Source organism: Pseudomonas sp. P1_F1_2 (assembly GCF_056405815.1).
In genome coordinates, this window is record NZ_JBFUBK010000053.1 from 1 (window position 1) to 26,743 (window position 26,743).

General features: G+C 60.5%; 24 protein-coding genes and 1 riboswitch. Of the genes, 19 read left to right on the plus strand and 5 right to left on the minus strand.

From position 1 onward, the window contains the following. Both ygfZ and AC1D2P_RS16820 read left to right on the plus strand, forming a co-directional pair. Positions 1–738, plus strand: a 738-nt coding sequence (ygfZ, locus tag AC1D2P_RS16815; protein WP_477811515.1) for a CAF17-like 4Fe-4S cluster assembly/insertion protein YgfZ, incomplete at its 5' end; no start/stop codon positions are given. Positions 739–773: 35 nt separating this feature from the next. Continuing rightward, a complete protein-coding gene (locus AC1D2P_RS16820) occupies positions 774–1,595 on the plus strand; it encodes an HDOD domain-containing protein (protein ID WP_046029500.1) in 822 nt (273 codons plus the stop codon). Between the two features lie 56 nt (positions 1,596–1,651). Here AC1D2P_RS16820 and AC1D2P_RS16825 read toward each other — a convergent pair whose 3' ends face one another. Both AC1D2P_RS16825 and AC1D2P_RS16830 read right to left on the minus strand, forming a co-directional pair. Continuing rightward, positions 1,652–3,040, minus strand: coding sequence for a sensor histidine kinase (locus tag AC1D2P_RS16825; RefSeq protein ID WP_477811516.1), 1,389 nt, complete (start codon positions 3,038–3,040; stop codon positions 1,652–1,654). Continuing rightward, positions 3,033–3,704, minus strand: a complete 672-nt coding sequence (locus AC1D2P_RS16830) for a response regulator (RefSeq protein ID WP_007944085.1) — start codon at positions 3,702–3,704, stop codon at positions 3,033–3,035. The genes AC1D2P_RS16825 and AC1D2P_RS16830 overlap by 8 nt, the downstream gene beginning before the upstream one ends. A 237-nt stretch (positions 3,705–3,941) precedes the next feature. Here AC1D2P_RS16830 and AC1D2P_RS16835 point away from each other — a divergent pair, with 237 nt between their 5' ends. The 7 genes from AC1D2P_RS16835 to AC1D2P_RS16865 all read left to right on the plus strand — a co-directional run bounded on the left by AC1D2P_RS16835 (position 3,942) and on the right by AC1D2P_RS16865 (position 11,637). Continuing rightward, positions 3,942–5,231 (plus strand): OprD family porin, encoded by a 1,290-nt coding sequence (locus AC1D2P_RS16835; protein ID WP_046029495.1) that lies wholly within the window; start codon positions 3,942–3,944, stop codon positions 5,229–5,231. A 39-nt stretch (positions 5,232–5,270) separates the two neighbouring features. Continuing rightward, a complete protein-coding gene (locus tag AC1D2P_RS16840; protein WP_046029492.1) occupies positions 5,271–6,248 on the plus strand; it encodes a Bug family tripartite tricarboxylate transporter substrate binding protein in 978 nt (325 codons plus the stop codon). 58 nt (positions 6,249–6,306) lie between these two features. Then, positions 6,307–6,765 (plus strand): tripartite tricarboxylate transporter TctB family protein, encoded by a 459-nt coding sequence (locus tag AC1D2P_RS16845; protein WP_077430736.1) that lies wholly within the window; start codon positions 6,307–6,309, stop codon positions 6,763–6,765. 1 nt (position 6,766) lies between these two features. Continuing rightward, a complete protein-coding gene (locus AC1D2P_RS16850) occupies positions 6,767–8,281 on the plus strand; it encodes a tripartite tricarboxylate transporter permease (protein ID WP_046029488.1) in 1,515 nt (504 codons plus the stop codon). After that, positions 8,274–9,311, plus strand: a complete 1,038-nt coding sequence (locus AC1D2P_RS16855; protein ID WP_046029486.1) for an AbrB family transcriptional regulator — start codon at positions 8,274–8,276, stop codon at positions 9,309–9,311. Before AC1D2P_RS16850 ends, AC1D2P_RS16855 begins: the two co-directional genes overlap by 8 nt. A 65-nt stretch (positions 9,312–9,376) precedes the next feature. Then, on the plus strand, positions 9,377–10,753 hold the full coding sequence (locus tag AC1D2P_RS16860) for an AAA family ATPase (protein WP_052961881.1): 1,377 nt from the start codon (positions 9,377–9,379) through the stop codon (positions 10,751–10,753). Continuing rightward, a complete protein-coding gene (locus tag AC1D2P_RS16865) occupies positions 10,750–11,637 on the plus strand; it encodes a hypothetical protein (RefSeq protein WP_046029485.1) in 888 nt (295 codons plus the stop codon). Before AC1D2P_RS16860 ends, AC1D2P_RS16865 begins: the two co-directional genes overlap by 4 nt. 28 nt (positions 11,638–11,665) lie before the next feature. On the opposite strand, the gene ung is transcribed toward AC1D2P_RS16865, so the two are convergent. Then, positions 11,666–12,358, minus strand: coding sequence for a uracil-DNA glycosylase (gene ung, locus AC1D2P_RS16870; RefSeq protein WP_046029483.1), 693 nt, complete (start codon positions 12,356–12,358; stop codon positions 11,666–11,668). Positions 12,359–12,490: 132 nt separating this feature from the next. On the opposite strand from ung, the gene AC1D2P_RS16875 reads away from it, so the two are divergent. Continuing rightward, positions 12,491–13,603: an enoyl-CoA hydratase/isomerase family protein gene (locus AC1D2P_RS16875; protein WP_477758067.1), complete on the plus strand. Its 1,113-nt coding sequence runs from the start codon at positions 12,491–12,493 to the stop codon at positions 13,601–13,603. Positions 13,604–13,654: 51 nt separating this feature from the next. Here the strand turns inward: AC1D2P_RS16875 and AC1D2P_RS16880 are convergent, their stop codons facing one another. Continuing rightward, positions 13,655–14,134 carry a hypothetical protein gene (locus AC1D2P_RS16880; RefSeq protein ID WP_109787391.1) on the minus strand — a complete coding sequence of 160 codons (480 nt, stop codon included), beginning with the start codon at positions 14,132–14,134 and terminating at the stop codon, positions 13,655–13,657. A 168-nt stretch (positions 14,135–14,302) separates the two neighbouring features. Beyond that, entirely contained in the window at positions 14,303–14,560 is a 258-nt protein-coding gene (locus tag AC1D2P_RS16885) for a hypothetical protein (RefSeq protein ID WP_477758066.1), read from the minus strand. Between the two features lie 283 nt (positions 14,561–14,843). After that, positions 14,844–14,943, plus strand: a riboswitch (guanidine-I (ykkC/yxkD leader). A gap of 62 nt (positions 14,944–15,005) precedes the next feature. Here AC1D2P_RS16885 and AC1D2P_RS16890 point away from each other — a divergent pair. The 9 genes from AC1D2P_RS16890 (at position 15,006) to AC1D2P_RS16930 (ending at position 26,716) form a co-directional block, all read left to right on the plus strand. Further along, entirely contained in the window at positions 15,006–16,073 is a 1,068-nt protein-coding gene (locus AC1D2P_RS16890; protein ID WP_109787390.1) for a putative urea ABC transporter substrate-binding protein, read from the plus strand. A 16-nt stretch (positions 16,074–16,089) separates the two neighbouring features. Continuing rightward, positions 16,090–16,905, plus strand: coding sequence for an ABC transporter permease (locus AC1D2P_RS16895; protein WP_477811517.1), 816 nt, complete (start codon positions 16,090–16,092; stop codon positions 16,903–16,905). Continuing rightward, positions 16,902–17,690 (plus strand): ABC transporter ATP-binding protein, encoded by a 789-nt coding sequence (locus tag AC1D2P_RS16900; RefSeq protein WP_223522388.1) that lies wholly within the window; start codon positions 16,902–16,904, stop codon positions 17,688–17,690. Before AC1D2P_RS16895 ends, AC1D2P_RS16900 begins: the two co-directional genes overlap by 4 nt. A 12-nt stretch (positions 17,691–17,702) precedes the next feature. After that, positions 17,703–18,428 (plus strand): urea amidolyase associated protein UAAP1, encoded by a 726-nt coding sequence (locus AC1D2P_RS16905; RefSeq protein ID WP_223522387.1) that lies wholly within the window; start codon positions 17,703–17,705, stop codon positions 18,426–18,428. Positions 18,429–18,439: 11 nt separating this feature from the next. After that, positions 18,440–19,081 (plus strand): urea amidolyase associated protein UAAP2, encoded by a 642-nt coding sequence (locus AC1D2P_RS16910; protein ID WP_077430742.1) that lies wholly within the window; start codon positions 18,440–18,442, stop codon positions 19,079–19,081. A gap of 302 nt (positions 19,082–19,383) precedes the next feature. Beyond that, positions 19,384–23,016 (plus strand): urea carboxylase, encoded by a 3,633-nt coding sequence (gene uca, locus AC1D2P_RS16915; RefSeq protein WP_477758065.1) that lies wholly within the window; start codon positions 19,384–19,386, stop codon positions 23,014–23,016. A 25-nt stretch (positions 23,017–23,041) separates the two neighbouring features. Then, positions 23,042–24,814, plus strand: a complete 1,773-nt coding sequence (atzF, locus tag AC1D2P_RS16920) for an allophanate hydrolase (protein ID WP_477758064.1) — start codon at positions 23,042–23,044, stop codon at positions 24,812–24,814. Positions 24,815–25,028: 214 nt separating this feature from the next. Next, on the plus strand, positions 25,029–26,516 hold the full coding sequence (locus AC1D2P_RS16925) for a sensor domain-containing diguanylate cyclase (protein ID WP_077430744.1): 1,488 nt from the start codon (positions 25,029–25,031) through the stop codon (positions 26,514–26,516). Positions 26,517–26,521: 5 nt separating this feature from the next. Further along, entirely contained in the window at positions 26,522–26,716 is a 195-nt protein-coding gene (locus AC1D2P_RS16930; RefSeq protein WP_477758063.1) for a cysteine-rich CWC family protein, read from the plus strand. The last annotated feature ends 27 nt before the right edge of the window (positions 26,717–26,743 follow it).

Genomic DNA, 26,743 nt, shown 5'->3' on the forward strand with positions numbered 1-26,743 from the left:
GTGCTGGCCATGGCTACCGAACTGCTGGAACCGCAGTTGGCTGACCTGAAAAAGTACGCCGTGTTCTCCAAATCCAAATTGACCGRCGAAAGCGCCGCCTGGGTCCGTTTCGGGATCGACCATGGCGATACCGCGCTGAGCAGTCTCGGTCTTGAATTACCGGCAGACACCGACAGTGTCGTGCGTCACGAAGGCCTGATCGCCATCCGCGTCTCGCCGGATCGCGCTGAACTGTGGGTCGCCGCCGATCAAGCCGACGCAATCAAAGGCAAGCTGTCCACCCTGTTGGCCGAAGGCAATCTGAACCAATGGCTGCTGGGCCAGATCCGCGCAGGGATCGGTCAGGTCATGCCGGAAACACGCGAGCTGTTCATTCCGCAGATGCTCAATCTGCAAGCCGTCGGCGGCGTGAGCTTCAAGAAAGGCTGCTACACCGGCCAGGAAATCGTCGCGCGCATGCAGTACCTGGGCAAACTCAAGCGTCGCTTGTATCGTCTGACCCTGGAGGCCAGCGAACTGCCGGCCCCTGGCACGCCGTTGTTTTCCCCGAGCCACGGCAGTTCCATCGGCGAAGTAGTCCTGGCTGCCAATGCTGAACACACCATTGAACTCCTGGCCGTGCTGCAAGCCGAAGCGGCCGAGGGCGGGGACATTCATCTCGGTGCCCTGGAAGGACCTGCACTGAACTTGCTCGACCTGCCTTACTCACTGGATCGCGATCTAGAAATCCAGCGCTAACCGCAGCATTTGTTGCAACACCCTAGAGAAAAGAAATGAGCGATCTGGCGGAAAAGGTCCAACAGGATTTGGTTGAGGCCATCGATAACGATGACCTGGTTCTGCCAACATTACCGGAAGTGGCCCTGCAGATTCGCAAGGCCGCTGAAGACCCGGAAATCAGTGTCAGCACCCTGAGCAAAGTAATTGGCCGCGATACGGCGCTGTCGGCGCGCCTGATCAAAGTGGTCAACAGCCCGCTGCTGCGCGCCACTCAGGAAGTGAACGACCTGCACACCGCCATCACGCGGCTGGGCATCAATTACAGCAGCAATCTGGCGATCGGCCTGGTGATGGAACAGATTTTCCACGCCCGCTCCGAGGTGGTCGCACAGAAAATGCGCGATGTCTGGCGCAAAAGCCTGGAAATCGCCGGGGTCAGCTATGCGCTGTGCCGCAGTTACACACAACTCAAACCCGACCAGGCGGCACTCGGCGGCCTGGTGCATCAGATTGGCGTGTTGCCGATTTTGACGTACGCCGAAGATCACTATGAACTGCTGTCCGACCCGGTCAGCCTCAACCATGTGATCGACCACATTCACCCTTTGATCGGCGTAAAACTGCTCAAGGTCTGGGAGTTTCCGGAATTGCTGGCGAAGCTGCCGGGGATGTACCTGGACTTCAACCGTCAATCCGGGCAGGTCGATTATGTCGATCTGGTGCAAGTGGCCAGCCTGTACTGCCACAAGGACACCGACCATCCACTCGCAAAAATCGATGCGTTCAACGTGCCTTCATTCAAGAAGCTTGGGATTGATCCGCAGAACGAGGCGATGTGCAAGGAACTGGAAGAGTCGCGTTCGATGTTTTACTAGCCTATATAGCGAGGGGGGCTTACCTCCATTGCTCCCCTTCACCACACACGATGTGTTCACTCTCCTGCAATAAAACTCACCCGAACCTTCAATCCTGACGGTTCACCATCGTGCAGGCTGATCTGCGCCAAATGCGCACGGCAGATCTCGCCGACAATCGCCAGGCCCAGCCCCGACCCGGCCACCTGCTGATTGCGCCGGTAAAAGCGCTCGAACACTCGATCCCGCTCATCGACCGGAATCCCCGGGCCATCATCTTCGACCTCCAGCACCGCCGGCGTCATGACCCGCAAAATCACATTGCCGCCCGACGGCGTATGAGCCAGGGCGTTATCCAGCAGATTACTCAGCAGCTCGTTCAACAGCGTCGGCTCACCGCGCAGCCACACCGGCTCGTCCGCTTCCAGTGCCAGGGCAACACCGCGCGCGTGGGCCAACGGCGCCATGGCCATGCCCAATTCGCGCGCCAACTGACTCAAATCCAGCAACTGGGCACCGCCCTCGGCAATCGCCCGGGCACCGTTTTCGACCCGAGCCAACGAGAGCAATTGGTTGGCAAGGTGAGTCAGGCGATCCGTGCCCTGGGCGGCGCTTTCCAGGGTGCTGCGCCAGGTTTCAGGTTCATTCGTGCGCAGGCCAAGCTCAWGGCGCGCCTTGAGCGCCGCCAGCGGCGTACGCAGCTCATGGGCGGCATCGGCGATGAACTGGGCTTGGCGCTCAAACTGCTCGCGCAACCGCTCGGTAAAGTGATTGAGCCCGCGCACCAGCGGCCACAACTCGCGCTGCACTTCCACCAACGGCAACGGTCGCAAATCGTCGGGCTGGCGCTCCTCCACGGCCGTGCGCAAGCGCTCCAGCGGACGCAACGCCGCACTCACCGCAAACCAAACCAACAGCAGCGCACCAATCGCCAGCATGCCAAGGCGCAGCAACGTGTCGGCGGCCAGACTGCGCGCCATGCTGACCCGCGCCTCATCGGTTTCCGCCACACGAATTTCCGCCATGCCATTCATGTTCGGCTCGCTGACCGGCTTGAGCAGGCTGACCACCCGCACGTTCTGCCCCCGATACGTGGCGTTGTAAAAACGTGCCAGCGCCGGGTAGTCATCAGTGCGAGGCGTTCCCGGAGGCGGCGCGGGCAGGTTCTCGTAACCGGAAATCAAATTCTGGTGGATGTCATTGACCAGGTAAAAAATGCGCCCGGCACTGTCGTAGGCAAACGTATCCAACGCCACGTAAGGCACGTCGGCGCTAAGCGTTCCATCACGCTGGGAGACACCTGCCGCGATCGTTCGCGCCGACGCCAGCAACGTACGGTCATAGGCGGTGTCGGCCGCTTCGCGACCATTCCAGTACGCACTCAAGCCGCTGGCCAGCATTAACACCACCAGCAACAGCGCAAGGTTCCACAGCAACCGCCAGCGCAGGCTGCTGGGCTTATGCATCGCGGCTTTCCAGCAAGTAGCCAAGACCACGGAAGGTCACGATGGCGACCGGCTGGCCATCGAGTTTCTTGCGCAAGCGATGCACATAGATTTCGATGGCGTCCGGGCTGGCTTCTTCGTCCAGACCAAACACCTGGGAGGCCAACTGCTCTTTGCTCATCACCCGACCCGGCCGGGCAATCAACGCTTCCAGGACAGCCTGTTCACGCGAGGTCAGGGTCAGCAACTCTTCGCCCAGCGTGAAACGCCGGGTGTCCAGGTCATAGGCCAGCACACCGCAACGCTGCTGACGCTCACCGCCCAGCACACTGCGGCGCAACAGGGCTTTGACCCGTGCTTCGAGCTCGGTCAGTTCAAAGGGCTTGGCGAGGTAATCGTCAGCGCCAAGGTTCAGGCCATGAACCCGATCCTTGACGTCACTGCGAGCGGTCAACATCAGCACCGGCAGGTTTTTCCCCCGCGAACGCAAGCGCGCGAGCACTTCAAAACCATCCATGCGCGGCAGGCCGACATCGAGAATGGCCATGGCGTACTCCTCGCTGCTCAAGGCCAGGTCTGCGGCCACGCCATCGTGCAGCACATCCACGGTCAGCCCTGTGCTCTTGAGCGCCTGGGCGACACTTTCGGCTAACTGCAAATGGTCTTCGACGAGCAGAACACGCATGGATCTTTTCCTCATTCAGGGATGGTCGACGCCATTCTTTGGCGCGGAGTTTACAGCCGCAACCGCTGCTGTGAAGCCCGAAAACCGTGAAAGTCTGCTGAAAGGCTAGCGAAAGGTTAGCCCGTTAGAGTCGAGTCACGGACAGTTTCGACTGCCGTCGCTGCTGCCACACAGCGATCCGAAAAACGCCTCGAAGCGTTTTCGACAAATAAGAACAATAAACGGAGTACGACACCCATGCAGTCCTTGCAGACCCAGGCTCTTGCGCCTGCCCGCCTCTCCCGTTTCAGCCACACCGCGCTTGCCAGTGCCGCCGCTCTTGCCGGCTTTTCGCCGTTGAGCCAGGCTGCCTTCTTCGAAGACAGTACGGCAACACTTGAAACCCGCAACATGTATTTCAACCGCGACTTTCGCGATGGCACCAGCGCCCAGCAATCCAAGCGAGACGAATGGGCACAAGGCTTCATGCTCAATCTGCAATCGGGCTACACCGATGGCACCGTAGGGTTCGGGGTGGATGCATTGGGCATGCTGGGGATCAAGCTCGATTCGAGCCCCGACCGTACCGGCACCGGCCTGCTGCCGACCGATGACGGGCGCGCGGTTGGCGAGTACTCCAAGCTGGGCCTGACCGGCAAAGTGAAAATCTCCGCCACGGAACTGAAAATCGGCAGCCTGATTCCGGAAATGCCGATCCTCAAGCCCAACGACGGGCGCATCCTGCCGCAGACCTTTGAAGGCGGGCTGCTGAACTCCAAAGAGCTGAAGAACCTGAGCTTCACCGGCGGGCGTCTCGACAAAGCCAAGGATCGCGACAGCACTGACTACCAGGACATCGCCCTCAACAACAAGAACAGCCGTTTTGCCGGCACCGTCACTGGCAACCACTTCGACTTTGGCGGCGTGGACTACAAGTTCACCGACAAAATCACCGGCAGTTACTACTTCGCGCAACTCGATAACGTCTACAGCCAGCACTTCCTCGGCATGGTGGCCTCGGAAAAATTCGGCCCCGGCACTTTTGGCACCGACCTGCGCCTGGCCATCAGTGATGATGACGGCGAAGCCCGTGGCGGCAAGATCGACAACACCTCCCTCAATGGCCTGGTGAGCTACGCCTTGAGTGGGCACAAGTTCAGCGCCGGTTATCAGCACATGTCCGGTGACAGCGCGTTCCCTTATGTCGATGGCGCCGACCCTTACCTGGTCAACTTTGTACAGATCAACGACTTTGCCGGTGCCGAAGAACGCTCCTGGCAAGCACGTTATGACTTCGACTTCGTCAGGCTCGGCATTCCCGGCCTGACCTTCATGAGCCGTTACGTGAGCGGTGACAACATCAAGCTCAAGAACGGTGACGAAGGCAAAGAGTGGGAACGCAACTCCGAGATTAAATATGTAGTACAAAGCGGCGCTCTCAAGGATGTCGCCGTGCGCCTGCGTAATGCCACCTACCGCTCCAACTACTCCGCTCGCGATGCCGACGAAGTGCGTCTGCTGGTGAGCTATAGCGTTGCCCTTTGGTAATTCAGCACGTCCATAACAACAACTCCCAAGGAGACTTGAATGAACCTATCAATGCGTAAAGTTGCTCTCGCCGCCAGTTGCATGCTGTTTGCCGGTCAATTGATGGCCGAACCCAAGCGTCCGGAATGCATCGCCCCGGCCTCGCCGGGCGGTGGTTTCGACCTCACGTGCAAACTGGCGCAGAGCGCGCTGGTCAACGAAAAGCTGCTGACCAAACCGATGCGCGTGACCTACATGCCCGGCGGTGTCGGCGCGGTAGCGTACAACGCGGTTGTCGCCCAGCGTCCCGCCGATGCCGGCACGCTGGTGGCCTGGTCCAGCGGTTCGTTGCTGAACCTGGCCCAAGGCAAGTTCGGGCGTTTTGATGAAACCAACGTGCGCTGGCTCGCCGCCGTTGGCACCAGCTATGGCGCCATCGCGGTTAAAAGCGATTCGCCTTACAAGACTCTGGACGACCTCGTTCAGGCGCTGAAAAAAGATCCGAGCAAAGTGGTGATCGGTTCCGGCGGCACCGTCGGCAGCCAGGACTGGATGCAAACCGCACTGATCGCCAAGGCTGCCGGAATCAACCCGCGTGACCTGCGTTACGTGGCGCTCGAAGGCGGCGGTGAAATCGCCACCGCCCTGCTCGGCGGCCACATCCAGGTCGGCAGCACCGACATCTCCGACTCCATGCCGCACATCCAGAGCGGCGACATGCGCCTGCTGGCCGTGTTCGCCGAAAAGCGTCTGGACGAGCCGGAAATGAAAGACATCCCGACCGCCAAAGAACAAGGCTACGACATTGTCTGGCCAGTGGTTCGCGGCTTCTACCTCGGGCCGAAAGTCAGCGACGAAGACTACGCCTGGTGGAAAGCTGCCTTCGACAAGCTCCTGGCTTCCGAAGACTTCGCCAAGCTGCGCGATCAGCGTGAACTGTTCCCGTTCGCCATGACCGGCCCGGAGCTGGACACCTACGTGAAGAAGCAGGTTGCGGACTACAAAGTGCTGGCCAAAGAGTTCGGCCTGATCCAGTGATCGCCTCTGTCTAGCGGCTGCGGCCCCGTTTCGCGGGGTCGCGGCACAGGAGTTTCCCATGCTCTTACAACGCATTTTTGCTGCGGTGCTGTTGCTGGCCTGCGCTGGCCTGGCGCTGATGGCGTGGCCGTATCAAGCGGCATTTTCCTACGAACCGGTGGGGCCTCGGGCCTTTCCACTGTTGATGCTCGGGCTGATGGGCCTGGCGCTGCTGTACATGGTATTTCGTCCGGCGCCGATCAAACATGACGACGATGCACCACCGATGGACCGCGAAACCTTGACCAAAATCGGTATCTGCGTCGTGTTGCTGTTGGTATTCGCCGGCACCTTCGAACCCCTGGGTTTCATTGTCGCCAGCACCTTGATCGGTATCCCGATGGCGCGCCTGTACGGCGGCCGCTGGTTGCCCAGCATCGTGATCATCACGCTAATGGCCGTCGGCCTTTATCTGCTGTTCGACAAGTTGATGGACGTGCCGCTGCCGCTTGGCGTGCTCGACGTTCTGGAGAACTGATATGGATACTCTTGGCTATTTGGGTCAGGGTTTCGGCGTTGCGCTGAGCCCGTACAACCTGGTGACTGCCCTGTGCGGCACCCTGATCGGCACCGTCGTTGGCTTGTTGCCGGGCCTGGGTCCGATCAACGGCGTGGCGTTGTTGATCCCGATCGCATTCGCCCTCGGCCTGCCACCGGAATCGGCACTGATCCTGCTGGCGGCGGTTTACCTGGGCTGCGAATACGGCGGGCGGATCAGCTCGATCCTGCTGAACATTCCCGGCGAAGCCTCTACCGTCATGACCACCCTCGACGGCTACCCGATGGCCCGCAAAGGCCTGGCCGGTGTCGCACTGTCGTTGTCCGCGTGGAGCTCGTTCATCGGTGCGTTCATCGCCACCTGCGGCATGGTGCTGTTCGCCCCGCTGCTGGCGAAATGGGCGATTGCCTTTGGCCCGGCGGAGTACTTCGTGTTGATGGTGTTCGCCATTGTCTGCCTGGGTGGCATGGCCGGTGACCGACCGCTGAAAACCTTTATCGCTGCGTTGATCGGTCTGTTTCTGTCGAGCGTCGGTATCGATGCCAACAGCGGCGTGTACCGGTTCACCGGGGACAACATCCACCTGACTGACGGCATTCAATTCGTGGTGTTGGTGTTGGGCCTGTTCTCCATCAGCGAAATCCTCCTGCTGCTGGAAAAAACCCATCATGGCCAGGAAGCCGTGAAAGCCACCGGCCGCATGATGTTCAACTTCAAGGAAGCCTCGGCAGTGTTCGTGGTGAACCTGCGTTGCGGCGTGCTGGGCTTCATCATGGGTGTGTTGCCGGGTGCCGGCGCAACCTTGGCCAGCGCCGTGGCCTACATGACCGAGAAACGCATCGCCGGGGCCAAAGGCACGTTTGGCCAGGGTGATATGCGTGGCCTCGCGGCACCGGAAACCGCCATCGGTGGCGCAGCATGCGGCGCTCTGGTGCCAATGCTGACCCTCGGCGTTCCGGGGTCGGGCACCACGGCGGTGATGATCGGCGCTTTGTCGCTGTACAACATCACGCCGGGGCCGCTGCTGTTCCAACAGCAACCCGACATCGTCTGGGGCCTGATCGCCTCGTTGTTCGTCGCCAACATCATGCTGGTGATCCTCAACATCCCGATGATCCGCATCTTCACCCGCATCCTCGCCGTGCCGAACTGGGCGCTGGTGCCGGTGATCGCAATCATCACCGGGATTGGCGTCTACGCGGTGCACGCCACCACGTTCGACCTGTTCCTGATGATCGGCATCGGTATCTTCGGCTACATCCTGCGCAAGCTGGATTTCCCGTTGTCGCCGATCCTGCTGGGCTTCATCCTCGGCGGCCTGATGGAACAGAACCTGCGTCGCGCCCTGTCGATTTCCAACGGTGCACTGGAAATACTCTGGTCCAGCCCGATCACCTTCGGTTGCTGGGTCCTGACCGCGATCATGCTGCTGATGCCACTGCTGCGGATCTGGCGCAAACGTTCGGCCGCTCAGCGCGCAATCGCCGATGTCTGATCGAACACCGCTCAAAGCCTGGTGGGGAACACCGCTGGTCGGTCTGCTGGGCGGTTACCTCGCCAGCCAGATCGGCTGGCCGCTGCCCTGGATGGTCGGCTCGTTGCTGGCGATCATCCTGGTGCGCTGCCTGACGCCCTGGCAATTGGCGGAAATCCCTGGCGGCCGCAAGTGCGGCCAGTGGATTGTCGGAATCGGGATCGGCCTGCACTTCACCCCGGTGGTGATGGAGCAGGTACTCAGTCACTTCGGCTTGATCTTCTTCGGTGCGTTGGTCACCAGCCTGTCAGCCGTGGTCGGCGTATGGTTGATGCGGCGTACCGGTGAGGATCGCGCCACCGCATTTTTCTCCAGCATGCCCGGCGGCTCCGGCGAGATGGTCAACCTCGGCGCGCGCAATGGCGCAGTGCTCAGTCGCGTGGCGGCAGGGCAAAGCCTGCGGGTGCTGGTGGTGGTGCTGTGCGTACCGGCAGCCTTCAAATACTTGCTGGGTGACGGCGCGCCGGTGTTGCACGCAACGGCCGTCGACTGGCGGTGGCTGGCCTTTTTATTCCCGGCAGGCGCCCTGGCGGCGTGGCTCTGGGAGCGCTTGCGTCAACCCAACCCATGGTTGTTCGGGCCGTTGCTGGTGAGTGCGGCGGTGAGCATCGGTTGGGATCTGCATATCGGTTTGCCACACGGCGGCAGCCAGATCGGCCAATGGCTGATTGGCAGCGGCCTGGGTTGTCACTTCAACCGTCAGTTTTTCCGGCGCGCGCCTTCCTTCATGGGCCGGACCTTGATCGGCACAGTGCTGACCATGTTGATTGCCACGGCGGCTGCCTTGGGGTTGAGTGCGTTGACTCATCTGGATCTGCGTTCATTGACGTTGGGCATGATGCCCGGCGGGATCGCGGAGATGAGCCTGACGGCGGAGACCCTGCAATTGTCAGTACCGCTGGTAACGGCGATGCAGGTGATGCGGTTGTTGTTTGTGTTGTTTCTGGCCGAGCCGTTGTTCAAATACTGGAACCGCGAGAGCATGCCTTAGCGGAGGCTTGTGATACCCGCCAGGAAAGAGTTTGCTACCATCTCTGCTTCGGGAGAGGTGATTAGATGCACATCAGCAAACTACAGATAGAAAACTTGCGGTCTTTCGAGAAGGCCACCCTTGAATTCAATCTGCCGGGCACCAAAGACCTCCAATACCCTAACGTCAACGTATTGCTGGGGGACAATGGTCTCGGCAAGACCAGCATTCTAAAAGCTGTTGCACTTGCGGTACTCGGACCGTTGCTGAGCGGCAACTCTGGTTTTGTACCTGAAGGCTTGATCCGGCGTGCTCCGGCGAAGATCGCCGGCAAGGTCAACCTCAAGAAAAACACAGCCATTCTGACCGCCGACATCATCTCGACCGTAGAAGAACGGCCGCTGAAAGCTGCGACGGACCTCATGCCCGAAACGTTTTCAGTGAGTACCGAAGTCCGCACGGTCAGCTCGGTAGAGCGGATGAGCTGGCATATGTCGCCAAAGAGCGCGGATGAAACGATCGAGGCGATGCAGCTCGATGAAAAAAGCCCGGCCTTTTTCATTGTCGGATATGGAGCTACCCGCCGTGTGGAAGCATCCGCACGGGTGGATGAAAGTGCCCGAACCCGGTCCCGTCTACGTCGTTACGAACGCGTTGCAGGCCTTTTCGAAGACCACCTGACGCTCATGCCGCTGTCTTACTGGCTGCCGGCCTTTTCCGTGGAAAACAAGGGCCGTTACAAGCAAGTTATCAATCTGATCAATGAACTGCTGCCACCGGCCTGCCAAATTCAAACGCAGCCAACGGGCCGTGAACACTTGTTCGAAATGAACGGCATCGTTCTGCCCTTCCGCGCCTTGTCTGATGGTTACAGGGCCTATATCGGCTGGATCGGCGACATGCTGTTCCACGTCTGTAAAGGTATCGCCAGTGGCTTGAAACTGAGAGAAATGCGCGGCGTGATCATGGTCGATGAAATCGATCTGCACCTGCATCCCGAATGGCAGCGCAGCGTAGTGCCCACACTGGCCAAGGCACTCCCGAATGTTCAGTTCATCCTGACGACCCATAGTCCGTTGGTCGTCGGCTCATTGATGTCGCAAAACCTGTTTGTGCTGGCAGAGGAAAACGGCTCGACCATTGTCAAGCGGCTGCCCGAACATGTGCGTGGAAAAAGCGCCGAGCAAATTCTGCTGTCGCCCTACTTTGGCCTTGATAGCACTCGGGCGGCGCCCGTGGCGGATAAGCTCAACGAACTGGCTCGTCGAGCGGTGTCGGGCAATGTTAAAGCCTCTGTCGACTACCTGAGAGTGCTCGCCGAAGGCATGTCCTTCGAAGACATGGCAAAACCGCAAAAGGTCCAAGTGGCCACTGCTCGTGTTCGACGCCCGCGCGCTGTCAAAGCCAAGCCTGAAGTTGTTGCTCAACCGCAGCGCAGTAAGCAGGCAGAGTCCAAAGAATGATCCGTTACCCCATTTCGGAAGCTGAGCTGATTGCATTAATCAACGGCAAGAAACCGAACTGGTTGGGTCGTGCCCAGCAGCGAACCCAGCACTACGTCGATGCGGGCGGCTATACCGATGACTCGGACTTCTGGGGAGAAATCAAACAGGTCTACATTACGCTGCAGCACGAAAAATGCGCGTACTGCGAGACCAAGCTTCAAGGCGCGGTATTGGCGAGCAAAGTCCATGAAGTGGAACACTATCGCCCCAAAAGCGAAGTCAAGACCTGGCCCAACCACAACGTCGAGCACTGGAAAAAATTCAAACCTGCCTGGACGACTGGTGCAGGCAGCAAAGTCGGGTATTACAAGCTCGCTTACCATCACTTGAACTATGCCATTGCCTGCACCCGCTGCAACTCCACGCTCAAGTCGAGCTACTTTCCGATTCGCGGCAATCGCGACACTCAGAACGGCGATCCGGCGGACATGCAGGATGAGTCGGCGCTGTTGCTCTATCCGGTTTCAATGACCGACGCCGACGACCCTCAAGACATCATCACCTTCAATGGCGTGCTAGCCGTTCCGAAACACAACTCCGGCCCCGCCTATGAACGTGCAGTCACCAACATCGAGTTCTTTCAGCTTAACCATGAGGACCTCACTTCACGCCGGGCCGAAGAAATCAGGACATGTTGGCTAGCACTGCAAATGTCGAGAAACGTCCCGCAAGACAAGCAAATGTATGACGACACAATCGCATTGATGTGCAGCCCTGAAAGTGCATTCAGTTCATGTGTGTCTGCCTTTTTTTTACTCAGTCAAACCGATTATCCAGTGGCGGAAACAATGGCCAGATTCATCATCAAGGCGCTGTTAACAAAACAACCGCTGACGCCCTGATTTATTGCCTACGCGAAACCGAAACCTCTCAAACTGGCGGCAACCGCCACTCAATCGGCGTCTCGCCATTCTGCTCAAGAAACTTGTTGGTGCGGCTGAAGTGTCCACATCCGAGAAAACCGCGATAGGCCGACAGCGGTGACGGGTGCACCGAGGTCAGCACCAGATGCTTGGTGGCATCGATCAGCTTCTGTTTGCTCTGGGCATGGGCGCCCCACAGCATGAACACCAGGTGCGGTTGCTGCTGGCTGACCACTTCAATGATCCGGTCCGTGAAAAACTGCCAGCCCTTGTCCTTGTGCGCGTTAGCGTTGGCGCGCTCCACGGTCATGGTGGTGTTGAGCATCAGCACGCCTTGGTCGGCCCAGCTCTGCAAATAGCCATGGTTGGGAATATCGATGTTCAGGTCGCGCTTCAATTCCTTGTAGATGTTTACCAGCGACGGCGGCGCCGGCACGCCCGGTTGCACCGAGAAGCACAAGCCGTGCGCCTGGCCCGGGCCGTGATACGGGTCCTGACCGAGGATGACGACCTTGACCTTGTCCAGCGGCGTAGAGTTGAGCGCGTTGAAAATCATCGGGCCCGGTGGATAGATCTCCTTGCCCGCCGCGCGCTCCTGTTGCAGGAAATTACGCAACTCTGCCATGTAGGGCTGGTCGAATTCGGCACGCAGTGCCTCCTTCCAGCTCGGTTCGAGTTTGATACGGTCGTCAGCAGTCATGGTTACATCCGGCAAAAACAATGGGGCGAACCCTAGGAAAGCCCATCACGCTTGTCAATTGATCTGACGCACATCCGGCACTTTCCCACACAGCGATCATACTTAACCCTCAAATTCCCGATCGAGGTCACGATGAATCTGCACTTCGAAGAACTCACTGGCACCGACGGCGCTCGCATCGGCGTCGCCAGCCTCGATGCCGAAAAGTCCCTCAACGCCCTGTCCCTGCCGATGATCAACGCCCTGCGCGATCAAATGGACGTCTGGGCCAAAGACCCGCAAGTTGTCTGCGTGTTGATGCGTGGCAACGGCGCCAAGGCATTCTGTGCCGGCGGTGAAGTGCGCAGCCTGGTGGAGGCCTGTCGCGCCCATCCCGGGGAGGTGCCACCGCTGGCCGCGCACTTCTTTGCGGCGGAATATCGCCTGGACTTCAAACTGCACACCTACCCGAAACCGTTGATCTGCTGGGGCCATGGTTATGTGCTCGGTGGCGGGATGGGGTTGTTGCAAGGGGCGAGTATCCGCATTGTCACGCCAAGCAGTCGGCTGGCGATGCCGGAGATCAGCATCGGCTTGTACCCGGACGTCGGCGCCAGTTGGTTCCTGTCGCGGCTGCCCGGCAAGCTCGGATTGTTTCTGGGCCTGACCGGCGCCCATATGAACGGGCGCGATGCGATCGACCTGGACCTGGCCGACCGCTTCTTGCTCGATGAACAACAGGAGGAGCTGATCGAAGGGTTGCTGCAATTGAACTGGCAGGAACAGACGCCGATGCAGCTCAACAGTTTGCTCAAGGCCTTGCAGCAAGAAGCGGTTGCGCAACTGCCCGAAGCCCAGTGGCTACCGCGGCGCCAGCGCATCGACGAACTTTTGGACGTCAGTGATGTGAGTTGCGCCTGGAAAGCCATCAGCCTGCAACGCGACAGCGCCGACCTGCTGCTCAATCGTGCTGCAAAAACCATGAGTGAAGGCTCGCCGCTGACCGCTCATCTGGTCTGGGAGCAAATCGCCCGGGCCCGGCACCTGTCGCTGGCTCAGGTTTTTCAGATGGAATACACCATGAGCCTCAACTGCTGCCGACATCCGGAGTTCAGCGAGGGCGTGCGCGCACGGTTGATCGACAAGGATCAGAAACCGCACTGGCACTGGCCGGACATCAACAACGTGCCGGATGCCGTGGTGCTGGCGCACTTTCATAAAGTCTGGGAAGGACGGCACCCGTTGGCGGATTTGTCGGAATACTGAAATCCGGGCATAAAAAAAGCGGCGCTTGATGCGCCGCTTTTGTTTGAGCGATTACCGGTTGCCGCCTCGGCCCATGTGATCGCCGCGCCCGTCGTGATGGCGTCCACCCCCTCGATTGTCATTATCCCAGCCTCCTCGGCTGCCATTGTTCCAGTTACCTTGGTTACCTTGGTGGTCATTATTCCAGCCACCTCGATGATGACCGTCCCAGCCCTGATTCTGATGAGACCGGTAATAGCTCCGGGATTGGTAATAGCGCGGGGCCGGTTGATAGACGCGCGGCTGATAGTAATAACGCGGTGTTGGCTGGTAATACCGCGCGGGGGGCGCGTAGTACCGGGGCGGTGGCGAGTAATAACCACCGCCACCTGAATAGTAGGAACTGCCACCAGCGTAATAGGCGGGTGCAGGCGAGGTATAGCCATCTGAATAGTAGCTGTCTCCTCCATCGGAATAGGGCACGCACGCACCAAGAGACAATCCCGATAAAGCTATCAGCAGAATTTGGCGGAGCTGTTTTCGACAGAGCATGGCGGCCTCCTGGACCGCGAGTGAGCCGTACCAGCGACGCTGGCAGGCGGCAGTCAATTATTCGGTGACTGTCGAAAGATCAGACCTCCGTTTCCTGAATCTGGTGCGTTCACGAAACAGATTGAAACATCTGTCCGATGAAAGGTTTTTCATCTATTCACACCCTGATTAATGGTGCCCGCCGTGATATCCACCGCCGTAATAACGCGAGCTGTGACCGCCGTGATAGCCGTGGTTGTAGTAGCGATAACCCCCGTAATAACGCGGGCCGTAATAGCCGTGGTTGTAGTAAGGCGAGTAGTAGTAAGGCGCGTAATAACCGGGGTAGTAATAAGGTGCGGAGTACGCATCGTAAGGGTCTGCGTAGTAGTAGCAGCCAGACACCCCCAGACCGAGCAACACATAGAACACGATTCGACGCAGCATGACGGCCTCCGAAAAGACCCTGGACAGCAGCCGACAATGGCCGGCTGACACTGCTTTTGACTGAAAATCCGCCATCAAGTGCTGTGCCGCAAAATCCTTCAGATCAGCGGGCGATGCGTCCCATTGCGGTGCAATCGCGCACCATCACAAGGCAACCGTAAGCCTCTTTACCGACGCGGCTACGCGCCATCCCCCACGCTAGAGCGCTCAAGAGGAGTTGGCACGCCTCTCGCTTTAGCAACTGCGTGCAGGAGTTCATTACAGGTTCGCGGCACCACAATTTGCAATGGCTGACTAGGGTTCCGGCTCGCTGAGCGAGTGACTGGTCCGAGAGTTGGCGACCTCCAGTTGAGGTTACACGGCGGGACAAAAGCCCGGGAGACAAGCCACCGTTCGCGGTGCCGCGTTGACTCCTGCCCGCCCTCGATCAACTGGAGAACCACCCATGTCCCAGCTACGTTTCCCCGCCCTGCTCGCCGCGGCCTTTGCCGCCCTCGTGAGCGTCTCGTCCCAGGCTGCACCGAAAGACCATTTCAGCGTGTGCTGGACAATCTATGCCGGCTGGATGCCCTGGGAATACGCCGGCAGCCAAGGCATCGTCGACAAATGGGCGAAGAAGTACGGCATCAAGATCGATGTGGTGCAGCTCAATGACTACGTCGAATCCATCAATCAATACACTGCCGGCCAGTTCGACGGTTGCACCATGACCAACATGGACGCGCTGACCATTCCGGCCGCGGGCGGCGTCGACAGCACCGCGTTGATCGTCAGCGACTTCTCCAACGGCAACGACGGCATCGTGCTCAAGGGTGACGGCAAGAAAGTCACCGACCTCAAGGGCATGGACGTCAACCTGGTGGAGCTGTCGGTTTCCCACTACCTGCTGGCCCGCGCGCTGGATTCGGTGGACCTCACCGAGAAAGACCTGAAAGTGGTCAACACCTCCGACGCCGACATTTCCGCCGCGTTCAACACCGAACAGGTCAACGCCGTCACCACCTGGAACCCGATGCTCTCGGACATCAAGGCCAAGCCTGCCGTGACCGAAGTCTTCAACTCCAGCCAGATCCCCGGCGAAATCATGGACATGATGGTGGTCAACAGCGCCACGCTCAAAGACAACCCGGCCCTGGGCAAAGCGCTGACCGGTGCCTGGTTTGAAGTCGTCGAGTTGATGAACGCGAAAAACGCCGCCAGCAAAACCGCACTCGAACACATGGCCAAGGCCTCGGGCACCGACCTGCCAGGTTTCCAGGCGCAACTCGACACCACCAAATTGTTCGCCACGCCCAAAGAGGCCCTGGACTTCTCCACCAGCAAACAACTGCCGGAAACCATGCGCAAAGTGGCCGAGTTTTCGTTCCAGCACGGCTTGCTCGGCGAAGGCGCCAAGGACACCAGTGCCGTCGGCATGGCGTTCGCCAACGGCGTGACCAGCGGTGACAAGGGCAACCTCAAGCTGCGCTTCGACCCGACCTACGTGCAGATGGCTGCCGACGCCAAGCTGTAATCACGAGGAGCTGGCCATGCGCCTGATCAATCGCCACCCGGATCGTCCGAGCCGCCTGTTGTTGGTGATCCTGCCGTTCGCTCTGGTGCTGTTCGCCTACTTCATGGGCTCGGCCGAGCGGCTGACGRACAACCMCAACGACAAGCTGCTGCCCAGTGCCGTACAGATGACCGATGCAGTGAAGCGCCTGGCCTTCGTGGCCGACGCACGCACCGGCGAATACCTGCTCTGGCAGGACAGCGCCTCCAGCCTGCGCCGCTTGGCCATCGGCCTCGGTATCAGCGCCCTGGCCGGGCTGTGCCTGGGCATGGCGGCGGGAACCCTGCCGCTGTTCGGCGCGCCGTTGTCACCGTTGTTGACGGTGCTGTCGATGGTGCCACCGCTGGCCATCCTGCCGATTCTGTTCATCGTCTTCGGGCTGGGGGAATTGTCGAAAGTGATGCTGATCGTGATCGGCATCACCCCGGCCCTGGCCCGTGATCTGGAACAGCGCGCCCGGGAAATTCCCGTGGAGTTGCTGATCAAGGCCCAGACCCTTGGCGCCTCGACCTGGACCCTGATGCTGCGCGTGGTGCTGCCGCAACTGTTGCCGCGCCTGCTGATCTCGTTGCGCCTGATGCTCGGTTCGGCGTGGTTGTTCCTGATTGCCGCCGAGGCTATCGCCTCCACCGATGGCCTCGGCTATCGGATTTTCCTGGTGCGCCGTTACCTGGCGATGGACGTGATCCTGCCTTACGTGGTGTGGATCACCCTCCTCGCCTGGCTGATGGACTGGGGCCTCAAGCGCCTGACCCAACGTGCTTTCCCTTGGTATGAAGGAGCGCGCGCATGAGCTTCATCACGGTGAAAAACGTCTGGCAGCAATACGCCGATCAGGTGGTGCTCGAAGGCCTGAACCTCAACGTCAACGAGGGTGAATTCTGCACCCTCGTGGGCGCCTCCGGTTGCGGCAAATCGACCTTCTTGCGCCTGTTGCTCGGCCAGGAACGCGCCAGTCGCGGCGAGATTCTGCTCGACGGCCAAGCCCTGGCCGGCGAGCCGGATTCGAGCCGTGGCGTGGTGTTCCAGCGCTACTCGGTGTTCCCGCATTTAACGGTGCTGGACAACGTCACCCTCGGCCTCGAACTGCCGCGCTCGCCCCTGCTCGGACGCCTGTTTGGCAGCGCCAAACGTGACGCTCGGGAACAGGCTTCGGTGTTGCTGCACAAAGTCGGCCTCGGTCATTCGCTGGACAAGTACCCGGCGCAATTGTCCGGCGGCATGCAACAACGGTTGGCCATTGCCCAGGCGCTGATCATGAAACCGCGCGTGTTGCTGCTCGACGAACCCTTCGGCGCACTCGATCCGGGCATCCGCAAAGACATGCACGCCTTGCTGCTGGAGCTGTGGCGCGAGACGCAACTGACGGTGTTCATGGTCACCCACGACCTGTCCGAAGGTTTCAGTCTCGGCACGCGCCTGCTGGTGTTCGACAAGGTTCGTGTCGACCCGCACGCCCCCGGCGCCTATGGCGCACGCATCACCTACGACATCCCTTTGAACAGCGACCGCCGCGCCACCCGCGCCGCCGTCGACGCCCTGCCGATGCCGCTGGCAGGCACGCTTCGTACCGCTTAGAGGAATCTGCAAATGACTGACTCGACCTTACTGTTCACGCCCTTCGCCGAAGAATTGCTGCCCGGTGGTGGCCACCGTTCGTTCGTGTTGAAACGCGGCCAACTGCTGCGCCTGACCGATCTGCGCGGTGGGGCCAACGTCAGCCTGACGCTGCTCAACGCCAACGAAAAAACCGAACGCCTGAACCTGCCTGACAGCCTCAAATGCCAACACACCGCCAAGCTCACTCGCGGCCATTGCCTGTACTCGGACATGGGCCGCGTACTGGCCGCCATCACTGCCGACACCTGCGGCTGGAGCGACAGCCTCGGCGGTGTGCTCTGCGCTGAAGAAGTCGCCGAAAAATACGGCGCGGGGCGCTATCAGGAACTGCGCAACGGCTTCTTCCGCAACGGCACTGACAACCTGCTGGTGGAACTCGGCAAGTGGGGATTGGGCCTGTCGGATTTGCTGATGACCCTCAACCTGTTCAGCCGCGTCGATGTCGACGAAGCCGGGCGCTTCCACTTCGTCGAAGGCAATTCCCGGGCTGGCGATTACATCGAGTTGTACGCGCCGATGGACACATTGGTGGTGCTCACGGCCCTGCAACACCCGATGGACCCATCGCCTGAATACGCGCCAAAACCGCTGAAGCTCAGCTGGATGAACGCCGACGCCAGCGTGGCCGAACACTGTCGCACCTCGCGCCCGGAAAACGAGCGCGGCTTCATCAACACCGACCGTTTGTTCGCCTGAGGATCGCTGCCATGTCACTCGCAATCGCTACCGTTCATAACGAACCCGACACCGCGATCTACCGCGCCACCATCCCCGCCGGCGAACCGTGGCTGATGGAGGTCAAGGCCGGCCAGACCCTGCGCATCCTCGACCTGGAAGGCAACCAGGCCGTCGACACCTTGTTCTACAGCGTCGCCAATCCCAAGGAACGCTACGACGTGCAGCGCACCTTACGCCGGCAGAACAGCGTGTACCTGAGCACCGGCAGCGTGCTGTATTCCAACCTCGGCAAACCGATGCTGACCATCGTCGCCGACACCTGCGGACGTCACGACACCCTCGGCGGTGCCTGTGCGCAGGAGAGCAACACCGTGCGCTACGCCCTGGAAAAACGCTACATGCACAGCTGCCGCGACAACTACCTGCGCGCCTGCGTTCACGACGGGCGCCTGGGCAAGGGCGACATCGGGCCGAACATCAACTTCTTCATGAACGTACCGGTCACGGCGGACGGCGGGCTGACCTTTGAAGACGGCATTTCGGCGCCGGGCAAATACGTCGACCTGCGGGCCGAGATGGACGTGATCGTGTTGATCTCCAACTGCCCGCAACTGAACAACCCGTGCAACGCCTACAACCCGACCCCTGCGGAGCTGCTGGTATGGAACTGAAATTGTTGAAGCTGCGGCGGTGGCTGTTTGCCCTGTGCCAGGCCCGCTCCGGCCAGTGCCTGAAACAACCCTGACACCGCCGAACCTGTGGGAGCGGGCTTGCCCGCGAAGGGGCCAGCACATTCGATATTGATGTCGACTGACCCACCGCTATCGCGAGCCGGCTCGCTCCTACAGGGGGACGGCGGCGTTTGAGAAATCTGATTTTTCATCCGGGACGGCCCGGATGCATCTCGAAAAACTGCGGGACGGCCCGCATCCCAGGTCGAGGCTGATGCGCTATCGCCTCCGGGGGTTATGCCATGTTCGAAAAAGTCCTGATTGCCAACCGTGGCGCCATCGCCTGCCGCATCCTGCGCACCCTGCGTGAATTGCAGGTTAAAGGCGTCGCCGTTTACTCCGAGGCCGACGCGGCCAGCCTGCACATCCTGCAAGCCGATGAAGCCCACAGCCTCGGTGAAGGCGCGGCGGCCGGCACTTACCTGGCGGTCGACAAGATCCTCGCCATCGCCAAAACCACCGGCGCCACGGCAATTCATCCCGGCTACGGTTTCCTCTCGGAAAACGCCGCGTTTGCCCAGGCCTGTGAAGACGCCAACATCGCCTTCATCGGCCCCACACCCGAACAGCTGCGCGTATTCGGTCTCAAGCACACGGCTCGCGCCCTGGCCAAACAACACGGCGTGCCAATGCTCGAAGGCACTGAACTGCTCGACAGCCTCGACGCGGCCCTGATCGCAGGCGAACAGGTCGGCTACCCGGTGATGCTCAAAAGCACCGCCGGCGGTGGCGGCATCGGCATGCGCGTGTGCCGCAGTGCGGCTGAGTTGAGCGAGTCCTTCGAAGCGGTCAAACGTCTGGGCCAGAACAACTTCAGCGACGCCGGGGTGTTCATCGAGAAGTACATCCAGCGCGCCCGTCATCTGGAAGTCCAGGTGTTCGGCGATGGCCGGGGCGAAGTGATTGCCCTCGGCGTACGCGACTGCTCGGTACAGCGCCGCAACCAGAAAGTCCTCGAAGAAACCCCGGCGCCGAACCTGCCCGACGGAATGGCCGAAGACCTGTGCGCGGCGGCGATCAAACTGGCCAAAGCGGTGAATTACCGTAGCGCCGGCACCGTGGAGTTTGTCTTCGACAGCGAAGATCAGCGCTTCTACTTCCTTGAAGTGAACACCCGTTTGCAAGTCGAACACGGCGTCACCGAACAAGTGTGGGGCGTTGACTTGGTGCGCTGGATGGTGGAACTCGCGGCCGGTGATTTGCCACCGTTGAGTGAGTTGAGCCAAGGTTTGAAAGCCGAAGGGCATGCGATTCAGGCGCGACTGTATGCCGAAGATCCGGGACGCGATTTCCAGCCCAGCCCGGGCTTGCTCACCGCCGTGAATTTCCCGGCCGCCAACGGCATTCAACTGCGCATCGACACCTGGGTCGAGGCCGGTTGCGAGATCCCGCCGTACTTCGACCCGATGATCGCCAAGGTCATCAGTTGGGCGCCGACCCGCGAAGAAGCACGCGCTGATCTGCATCAGGCATTGAGCGACAGCCTGCTGTATGGCGTGGAAACCAACCGCGATTACCTGCGCCAGATTCTGCTGGATGCGCCGTTCGCCAGTGGCCAGCCGTGGACGCGTTGCCTGGAAGGCCTGATCTATCAGGCCAACACTTTTGAAGTGTTAAGCGCCGGGACCCAGACCAGCGTTCAAGACTATCCCGGTCGCCTCGGCTATTGGGCGGTGGGCGTGCCGCCGTCGGGCCCGATGGACAGTCGCGCGTTGCGTCTGGGCAATCTCCTATTGGGTAACGAAGAAGGTGCCGCCGCCCTCGAAATCACCATGACCGGGCCGTTGCTGCGCTTCAACTGTGATGCGGTGGTGGCGGTCACCGGCGCGGTTATCCCGCTGACGTTGAACGGCGAAACTGTCGCGATGAACACCGCGCTGCTGATCCCGGCCGGTGCCACGTTGAGCCTCGGCACGATGGCCGGCGCCGGCGCCCGCAGCTATCTGTGCGTGCGCGGTGGTCTGCAGGTTCCGGATTACCTGGGCAGCAAAAGCACCTTCACCCTCGGTCAGTTTGGCGGGCATGGTGGTCGCGCCTTGCGCGCTGGTGACGTGTTGCATGTGCCAGCGTTGAGCGACCGCAGTGCCGGTGCAGAACTGCCCGAGGTTCAAGTCACCGCGTTGCCCGCGGTGCGGCAAATCCGCGTGATCTACGGCCCGCATGGCGCACCGGAATACTTCACCGAACGCTATATCGGCACGTTCTTCTCGACCCAATGGGAAGTGCACTTCAACTCCAGCCGCACGGGTGTGCGGTTGATCGGGCCGAAGCCTGAATGGGTGCGCGCCGACGGCGGTGAAGCGGGCCTGCATCCGTCGAATATTCATGACAATCCGTATGCCATCGGCGCAGTGGATTTCACTGGGGACATGCCGGTCATCCTCGGCCCGGATGGCCCGAGCCTGGGCGGGTTTGTGTGCCCGGTGACGGTGATCGAGGCGGACCTTTGGCAGCTGGGGCAATTGAAGGCTGGAGACAAGGTTCAGTTCATCCCGGTCGATATCAAAACCGCCCGCAATCTCGCCTGCAAGTGGAATACCTGTGGGAGCTGGCTTGCCAGCGATGGGGCCCGTCCAGACACCGCTTCAACTTCATCGCTGGCAAGCCAGCTCCCACAGAGTCTTATGTCGCCTGTGGTGTTGGAGTTGGGTCAGGGAGATACGCGGTTGGTGGCGCGTCTTTCTGGGGATACTCATCTACTACTGGAAATCGGCGCCCCCGAACTCGACCTGGTCCTGCGTTTCCGCGCCCACGCCCTCATGCAAGCGCTGGAAAGCAAACACTTACACGGTGTGATCGACCTCACGCCGGGCATTCGCTCGCTGCAACTGCACTACCAACCGGAGCAACTGCCGCTGGCCGATTTGCTCGGCATCGTCGCCGGGGAATGGGACGCCGTGTGCGCCGCCAAGGACCTGCAAGTGCCGTCGCGCATTGTCCATCTGCCGCTGTCCTGGGATGACCCGGCCTGTCAGTTGGCGATCGAAAAATACATGACCACCGTGCGCAAGGACGCGCCGTGGTGCCCGAGCAATCTTGAGTTCATCCGCCGCATCAACGACCTGCCCAACCTCGATGAAGTGCAGCGCACGGTGTTCGACGCCAGTTACCTGGTGATGGGCCTGGGCGACGTCTACCTCGGCGCACCGGTCGCCACGCCGCTCGACCCGCGTCATCGTCTGGTGACCACCAAATACAACCCGGCCCGCACCTGGACCGCGGAAAACTCGGTGGGCATCGGGGGCGCCTATATGTGCGTCTACGGCATGGAAGGCCCCGGCGGTTATCAGTTTGTCGGTCGCACGTTGCAGATGTGGAACCGCTACCGCGAAGTCGCCGCGTTCGACGGCAAACCGTGGCTGTTGCGCTTCTTCGACCAGATCCGTTTCTACCCGGTGAGCGCCGATGAACTGCTGCGCATCCGCCGGGATTTCCCGCTCGGACGTTTCGATCTGAACATCGAGCACAGCCAGTTGAACCTCGCGGATTACCAGGCATTCCTGAGCAAAGAAGCCGACACCATTGCTGCGTTTCGTGATCAGCAAAAAGGCGCGTTCAACGCCGAGCGCGAGCGCTGGATCGCCAGCGGTCAGGCGCACTTCGACAGCGAAGAACGGGTCGCCGAAACCACCGAAGATGCGCCACTGGCCAACGGTCAACAGAGCGTCGACAGCCACATCGCCGGCAACCTCTGGCAGGTTCAGGTGCAAACCGGCAGCCGCGTGGCCGTCGGTGACGTGCTGGTGATTCTGGAGTCGATGAAGATGGAAATCCCACTGCTGGCCCCCATGGCCGGCGTGGTGCGCGAGATTCGTTTGCAACCGGGCTCGGCGGTACGTGCCGGGCAGCGCGTCGTGGTGCTGGAACTCGACTGAACCCATTTCGAAAAGGATTAACGCCATGAACATCAATCTACAACTCGACGCCCTGCGCAGCGCTTACCGCGACGGGACCCTCACGCCCCGGCAATTGCTGCTGAGCCTGCGCGATAAAGCGGCGGCGCTGAACCCGGACTATCACCTGTTCATCCATTTGCTCAGTGTTGAAGAACTGGAGCCGTACCTCGCCGCCCTCGACGGCCACAGCATCGACAGCCTGCCGCTGTACGGCGTGCCGTTTGCAATCAAGGACAACATCGACCTGGCGGGCATTCCCACCACGGCGGCGTGCCCGGAGTTTGCTTACGTGCCCGAGCGTTCGGCGACCATCGTCGAACAGTTGTTGGCGCTGGGGGCGATCCCGTTGGGCAAGACCAACCTCGACCAGTTCGCCACCGGCCTCAACGGCAGTCGCTCGCCGTATGGCGCGTGCCCCAACAGTGTGTTGCCGGAGTATCCGTCAGGCGGTTCCAGCGCCGGGTCTTCGCTGGCGGTGGCGCTGGGCGTGGCGAGTTTTTCGCTGGGCACTGACACCGCAGGTTCGGGGCGTGTACCCGCGGGGTTGAACAATCTGGTGGGGCTCAAAGCGACCAAAGGATTGATCTCCACGGCAGGCGTGGTGCCCGCCTGTCGCACGCTTGATTGCGTAACGACCTTCACCGCGACGGCTCGGGAGGCCAGCCAATTGCTCGCGCTCACGGCACACCTCGACCCGCGCGATGAATACAGCCGCAGCAACCCGCAATGGAATGACGGCGCGGCATTCGGCACACCGCGCCCGTTCCGCTTTGGCGTACCCCGTGCGCAAGATCTGGAGTTCTTCGGTTGCCCCGAAGGCCCGCTGTTGTTCGGTGATGCCATCGACCAACTCAAGGCTTTGGGCGGTGAAGCCGTCGAACTGGACCTGTCGCCGTTTCTCGAAGCCGCACGTCTGCTTTACGAAGGGCCGTGGGTGGCCGAGCGTTACAGCGTGGCCGGCGAATTGATGGAACAAAACCCGGAAGCGGTGCTGCCGGTGATCCGTGCGGTGCTGGCCAAGGCTCCGGCGGTGACGGGCGTGCAAACCTTCCGCGCCCAGTATCGCCTGCAAGCCTTGAAGGCGCTGTGCGACACCGCACTGGCAGACGTCGATTGCGTGGTCACACCGACCATCGGCCGCCCGGTGACACGGGCGCAACTGGACGCCGAACCGGTGCTGCGCAATTCGGAGTTGGGTTACTACACCAACTTCATGAACCTGCTCGATTACGCCGCCGTCGCCGTGCCCAGCGGTTTCATGGGCAATGGCCTGCCGTGGGGCGTGACCCTGTTTGGTCGGGCGTTCACCGATCAGTACTTGTTGAGCGTGGCGGACGCTTTCCAGCGTCAGCACGGTGTGACGGCGCCCACGTCAACAACCGTTGCGCGCAATGACCGCGCGCGGTTGGTGGTGTGTGGTGCACATCTGAACGGGTTGGCGTTGAACTGGCAATTGAAGCGGCGCGGGGCGCGGTTGATCGAGACGACTTACAGTTCGCCGGACTATCAACTGTATGCGCTGGCCGGTGGCCCGCCATTTCGTCCGGGGATGGTTCGCGTAAAGTCCGGTGGCGTGGCGATTGCGGTGGAAGTCTGGGAACTGCCAAGCAGTGAATTGGGGTCGTTTTTGACCGGAATTCCGGCGCCGCTGGGGTTGGGCAAGGTGCAACTGGCAGATGGGCGATGGGAGAGCGGGTTTATCTGTGAGGCGTATGGGTTGGAAGGTGCCACCGATATCAGCCACCTAGGAGGCTGGCGCGCTTATCTCGCTCAATGATCGTCCCCATGCTCTGCGTGGGAATGCATGCTGTGACGCTCCGCGTCACGCTCGCAAAGGGACGCAGCGCGTCCGGGGCGGCACTCCCACGCAGAGCGTGGGAATGATCATTCCGTTGAGGCCCGTGAGCGATCATTCGCGTTCGACATAGAGCAGTTATTTCCCGGCAGTGCCATTAGAATGCCTGCCTTGGACCATTACCCACGGAAGTGTCATGTCGCCCCGCTCGCCTCTGTATTCTCAACGTTCGTTGGTCCTCACGCTGATCGCGCTGCTGGGCGCCGGGTTTCTTGCCACGTCCTTCCTCAGTTACTACGCCTCTCGCGCGTCGATTCGCGACAACATCGTCAACACTGAACTGCCGCTGACATCGGACACGGTCTACTCGGAAATCCAGAAAGACCTTGTCAGACCGATCCTGATTTCCTCGATGATGTCCCGCGACACCTTCATGCGGGACTGGGTGGTGAACGGCGAGCACGACCCCGAGAAAATGACTCGTTACCTCAACGAAGTCATGACGCACTACGGCGCCTACACCTCGTTCTTCATTTCCAACAGCACGCTGACCTACTACCACGCCAAAGGCGTGCTCAAACAGATCAAGGCCACCGAGCCCCGTGACACTTGGTATTTTCGCGTGCGGGACATGGCCGAGCCTTACGAAATCAATGTCGACCCGGACATGGCCAACAAGGACAACCTGACCTTCTTCATCAACTACAAGGTCTACGACTACAACGACCGTTTCATCGGCGCGGCGGGTGTCGGCCTGACGGTCGATGCGGTGATCAAGCTGATCGACAAGTACCAGCAGCGCTACCAGCGCAGCGTGTATTTCGTCGACAACTTCGGGCGCCTGGTGCTCACTGGCGCCGAGGGTGGCCCACAAGGTGCACACATCGGGCAGAGCCTCAGCGAGCTCGACAGCATGAAAAGCCTGGTCAGCCAATTGCCCAAACCCCACAGCGGCAGCTACGAATATTCCGTTCAGGGCCAGGGACATTTCCTCAATGTGCGCTTCATTCCAGAGCTGAATTGGTACCTGTTCGTCGACAAACGCGAAGACGGCGCCCTCAGTGAAATCCGCCAGTCGCTGTACCTCAACCTGCTGATCTGCCTGCTCGTCACGCTGATTGTGCTGGCCCTGCTGAACCGGGTAATCAAGCGTTTTCAGGGCAAGATCCAGGCCCAGGCCACCCTCGACACCCTGACCGAATTACCGAACCGTCGCGGCTTCGATCTGCTGGCCGCACAGGCCATGCATGAAGCCCAGCGCGAGCCGAAACCGCTAACCGCGCTGCTGCTGGATCTGGACCACTTCAAGGTGTTGAACGACACCTACGGGCATCTGGCCGGCGATCAGGTGCTGATCGGCTTCGCGCGGGATCTGGAGAGCTGTCTGCGCCATTCCGACATCGTCTGCCGCTGGGGCGGTGAAGAATTTATCGTGCTGCTCAAGGACACCGACGGTGAGACCGGCCTGATGATCGCCGAGAAGATTCGCCAGCATGTCGAAACACAACGTTATGCCTACAACGATCAAGCCTTGCAGCTGTCCGTCAGCATCGGCTTGACCACGTTGCAGCCGGATGACACCTTGCACACCCTGCTCTCACGAGCCGATCATGCGATGTATCGCGCCAAGCAATCGGGCCGTAATCGCACCTGCGTGGAAATGTCTCACTCCAGCTATGAATGACCTTTATGAACCGGCCTGAACACTGCCCGGCCTGCGGCGCCTCCAACGACTGCAGCCTGGCCGACCCGCGAACCGCTGATCGCGCCTGTTGGTGCTACGGCGTCAGCATCGACCCGGCCGTGCTCGAAGCACTGCCGGCCGAACTGCGCAACGCCACCTGCCTGTGCCCGCGCTGCGCGCAGGTCGAGGCACAGCTGTAAGCAGGCCTCCGGCCGATCACGTAAGAT

Excerpts from the sequence above, each read along its gene's own strand:
- AC1D2P_RS16845 (WP_077430736.1), top strand. The coding sequence starts at position 6,307 with ATGCTCTTACAACGCATTTTTGCTGCGGTGCTGTTGCTGGCCTGCGCT.
- AC1D2P_RS16925 (WP_077430744.1), top strand. The coding sequence starts at position 25,029 with ATGTCGCCCCGCTCGCCTCTGTATTCTCAACGTTCGTTGGTCCTCACG.
- AC1D2P_RS16905 (WP_223522387.1), top strand. The coding sequence starts at position 17,703 with ATGACTGACTCGACCTTACTGTTCACGCCCTTCGCCGAAGAATTGCTG.
- AC1D2P_RS16910 (WP_077430742.1), top strand. The coding sequence starts at position 18,440 with ATGTCACTCGCAATCGCTACCGTTCATAACGAACCCGACACCGCGATC.
- AC1D2P_RS16860 (WP_052961881.1), top strand. The coding sequence starts at position 9,377 with ATGCACATCAGCAAACTACAGATAGAAAACTTGCGGTCTTTCGAGAAG.
- AC1D2P_RS16840 (WP_046029492.1), top strand. The coding sequence starts at position 5,271 with ATGAACCTATCAATGCGTAAAGTTGCTCTCGCCGCCAGTTGCATGCTG.
- AC1D2P_RS16865 (WP_046029485.1), top strand. The coding sequence starts at position 10,750 with ATGATCCGTTACCCCATTTCGGAAGCTGAGCTGATTGCATTAATCAAC.
- uca (WP_477758065.1), top strand. The coding sequence starts at position 19,384 with ATGTTCGAAAAAGTCCTGATTGCCAACCGTGGCGCCATCGCCTGCCGC.
- AC1D2P_RS16830 (WP_007944085.1), bottom strand. The coding sequence starts at position 3,704 with ATGCGTGTTCTGCTCGTCGAAGACCATTTGCAGTTAGCCGAAAGTGTC.
- AC1D2P_RS16885 (WP_477758066.1), bottom strand. The coding sequence starts at position 14,560 with ATGCTGCGTCGAATCGTGTTCTATGTGTTGCTCGGTCTGGGGGTGTCT.
- ung (WP_046029483.1), bottom strand. The coding sequence starts at position 12,358 with ATGACTGCTGACGACCGTATCAAACTCGAACCGAGCTGGAAGGAGGCA.
- AC1D2P_RS16900 (WP_223522388.1), top strand. The coding sequence starts at position 16,902 with ATGAGCTTCATCACGGTGAAAAACGTCTGGCAGCAATACGCCGATCAG.
- AC1D2P_RS16850 (WP_046029488.1), top strand. The coding sequence starts at position 6,767 with ATGGATACTCTTGGCTATTTGGGTCAGGGTTTCGGCGTTGCGCTGAGC.
- AC1D2P_RS16835 (WP_046029495.1), top strand. The coding sequence starts at position 3,942 with ATGCAGTCCTTGCAGACCCAGGCTCTTGCGCCTGCCCGCCTCTCCCGT.
- AC1D2P_RS16890 (WP_109787390.1), top strand. The coding sequence starts at position 15,006 with ATGTCCCAGCTACGTTTCCCCGCCCTGCTCGCCGCGGCCTTTGCCGCC.
- atzF (WP_477758064.1), top strand. The coding sequence starts at position 23,042 with ATGAACATCAATCTACAACTCGACGCCCTGCGCAGCGCTTACCGCGAC.
- AC1D2P_RS16930 (WP_477758063.1), top strand. The coding sequence starts at position 26,522 with ATGAACCGGCCTGAACACTGCCCGGCCTGCGGCGCCTCCAACGACTGC.
- AC1D2P_RS16820 (WP_046029500.1), top strand. The coding sequence starts at position 774 with ATGAGCGATCTGGCGGAAAAGGTCCAACAGGATTTGGTTGAGGCCATC.
- AC1D2P_RS16880 (WP_109787391.1), bottom strand. The coding sequence starts at position 14,134 with ATGCTCTGTCGAAAACAGCTCCGCCAAATTCTGCTGATAGCTTTATCG.
- AC1D2P_RS16875 (WP_477758067.1), top strand. The coding sequence starts at position 12,491 with ATGAATCTGCACTTCGAAGAACTCACTGGCACCGACGGCGCTCGCATC.
- AC1D2P_RS16855 (WP_046029486.1), top strand. The coding sequence starts at position 8,274 with ATGTCTGATCGAACACCGCTCAAAGCCTGGTGGGGAACACCGCTGGTC.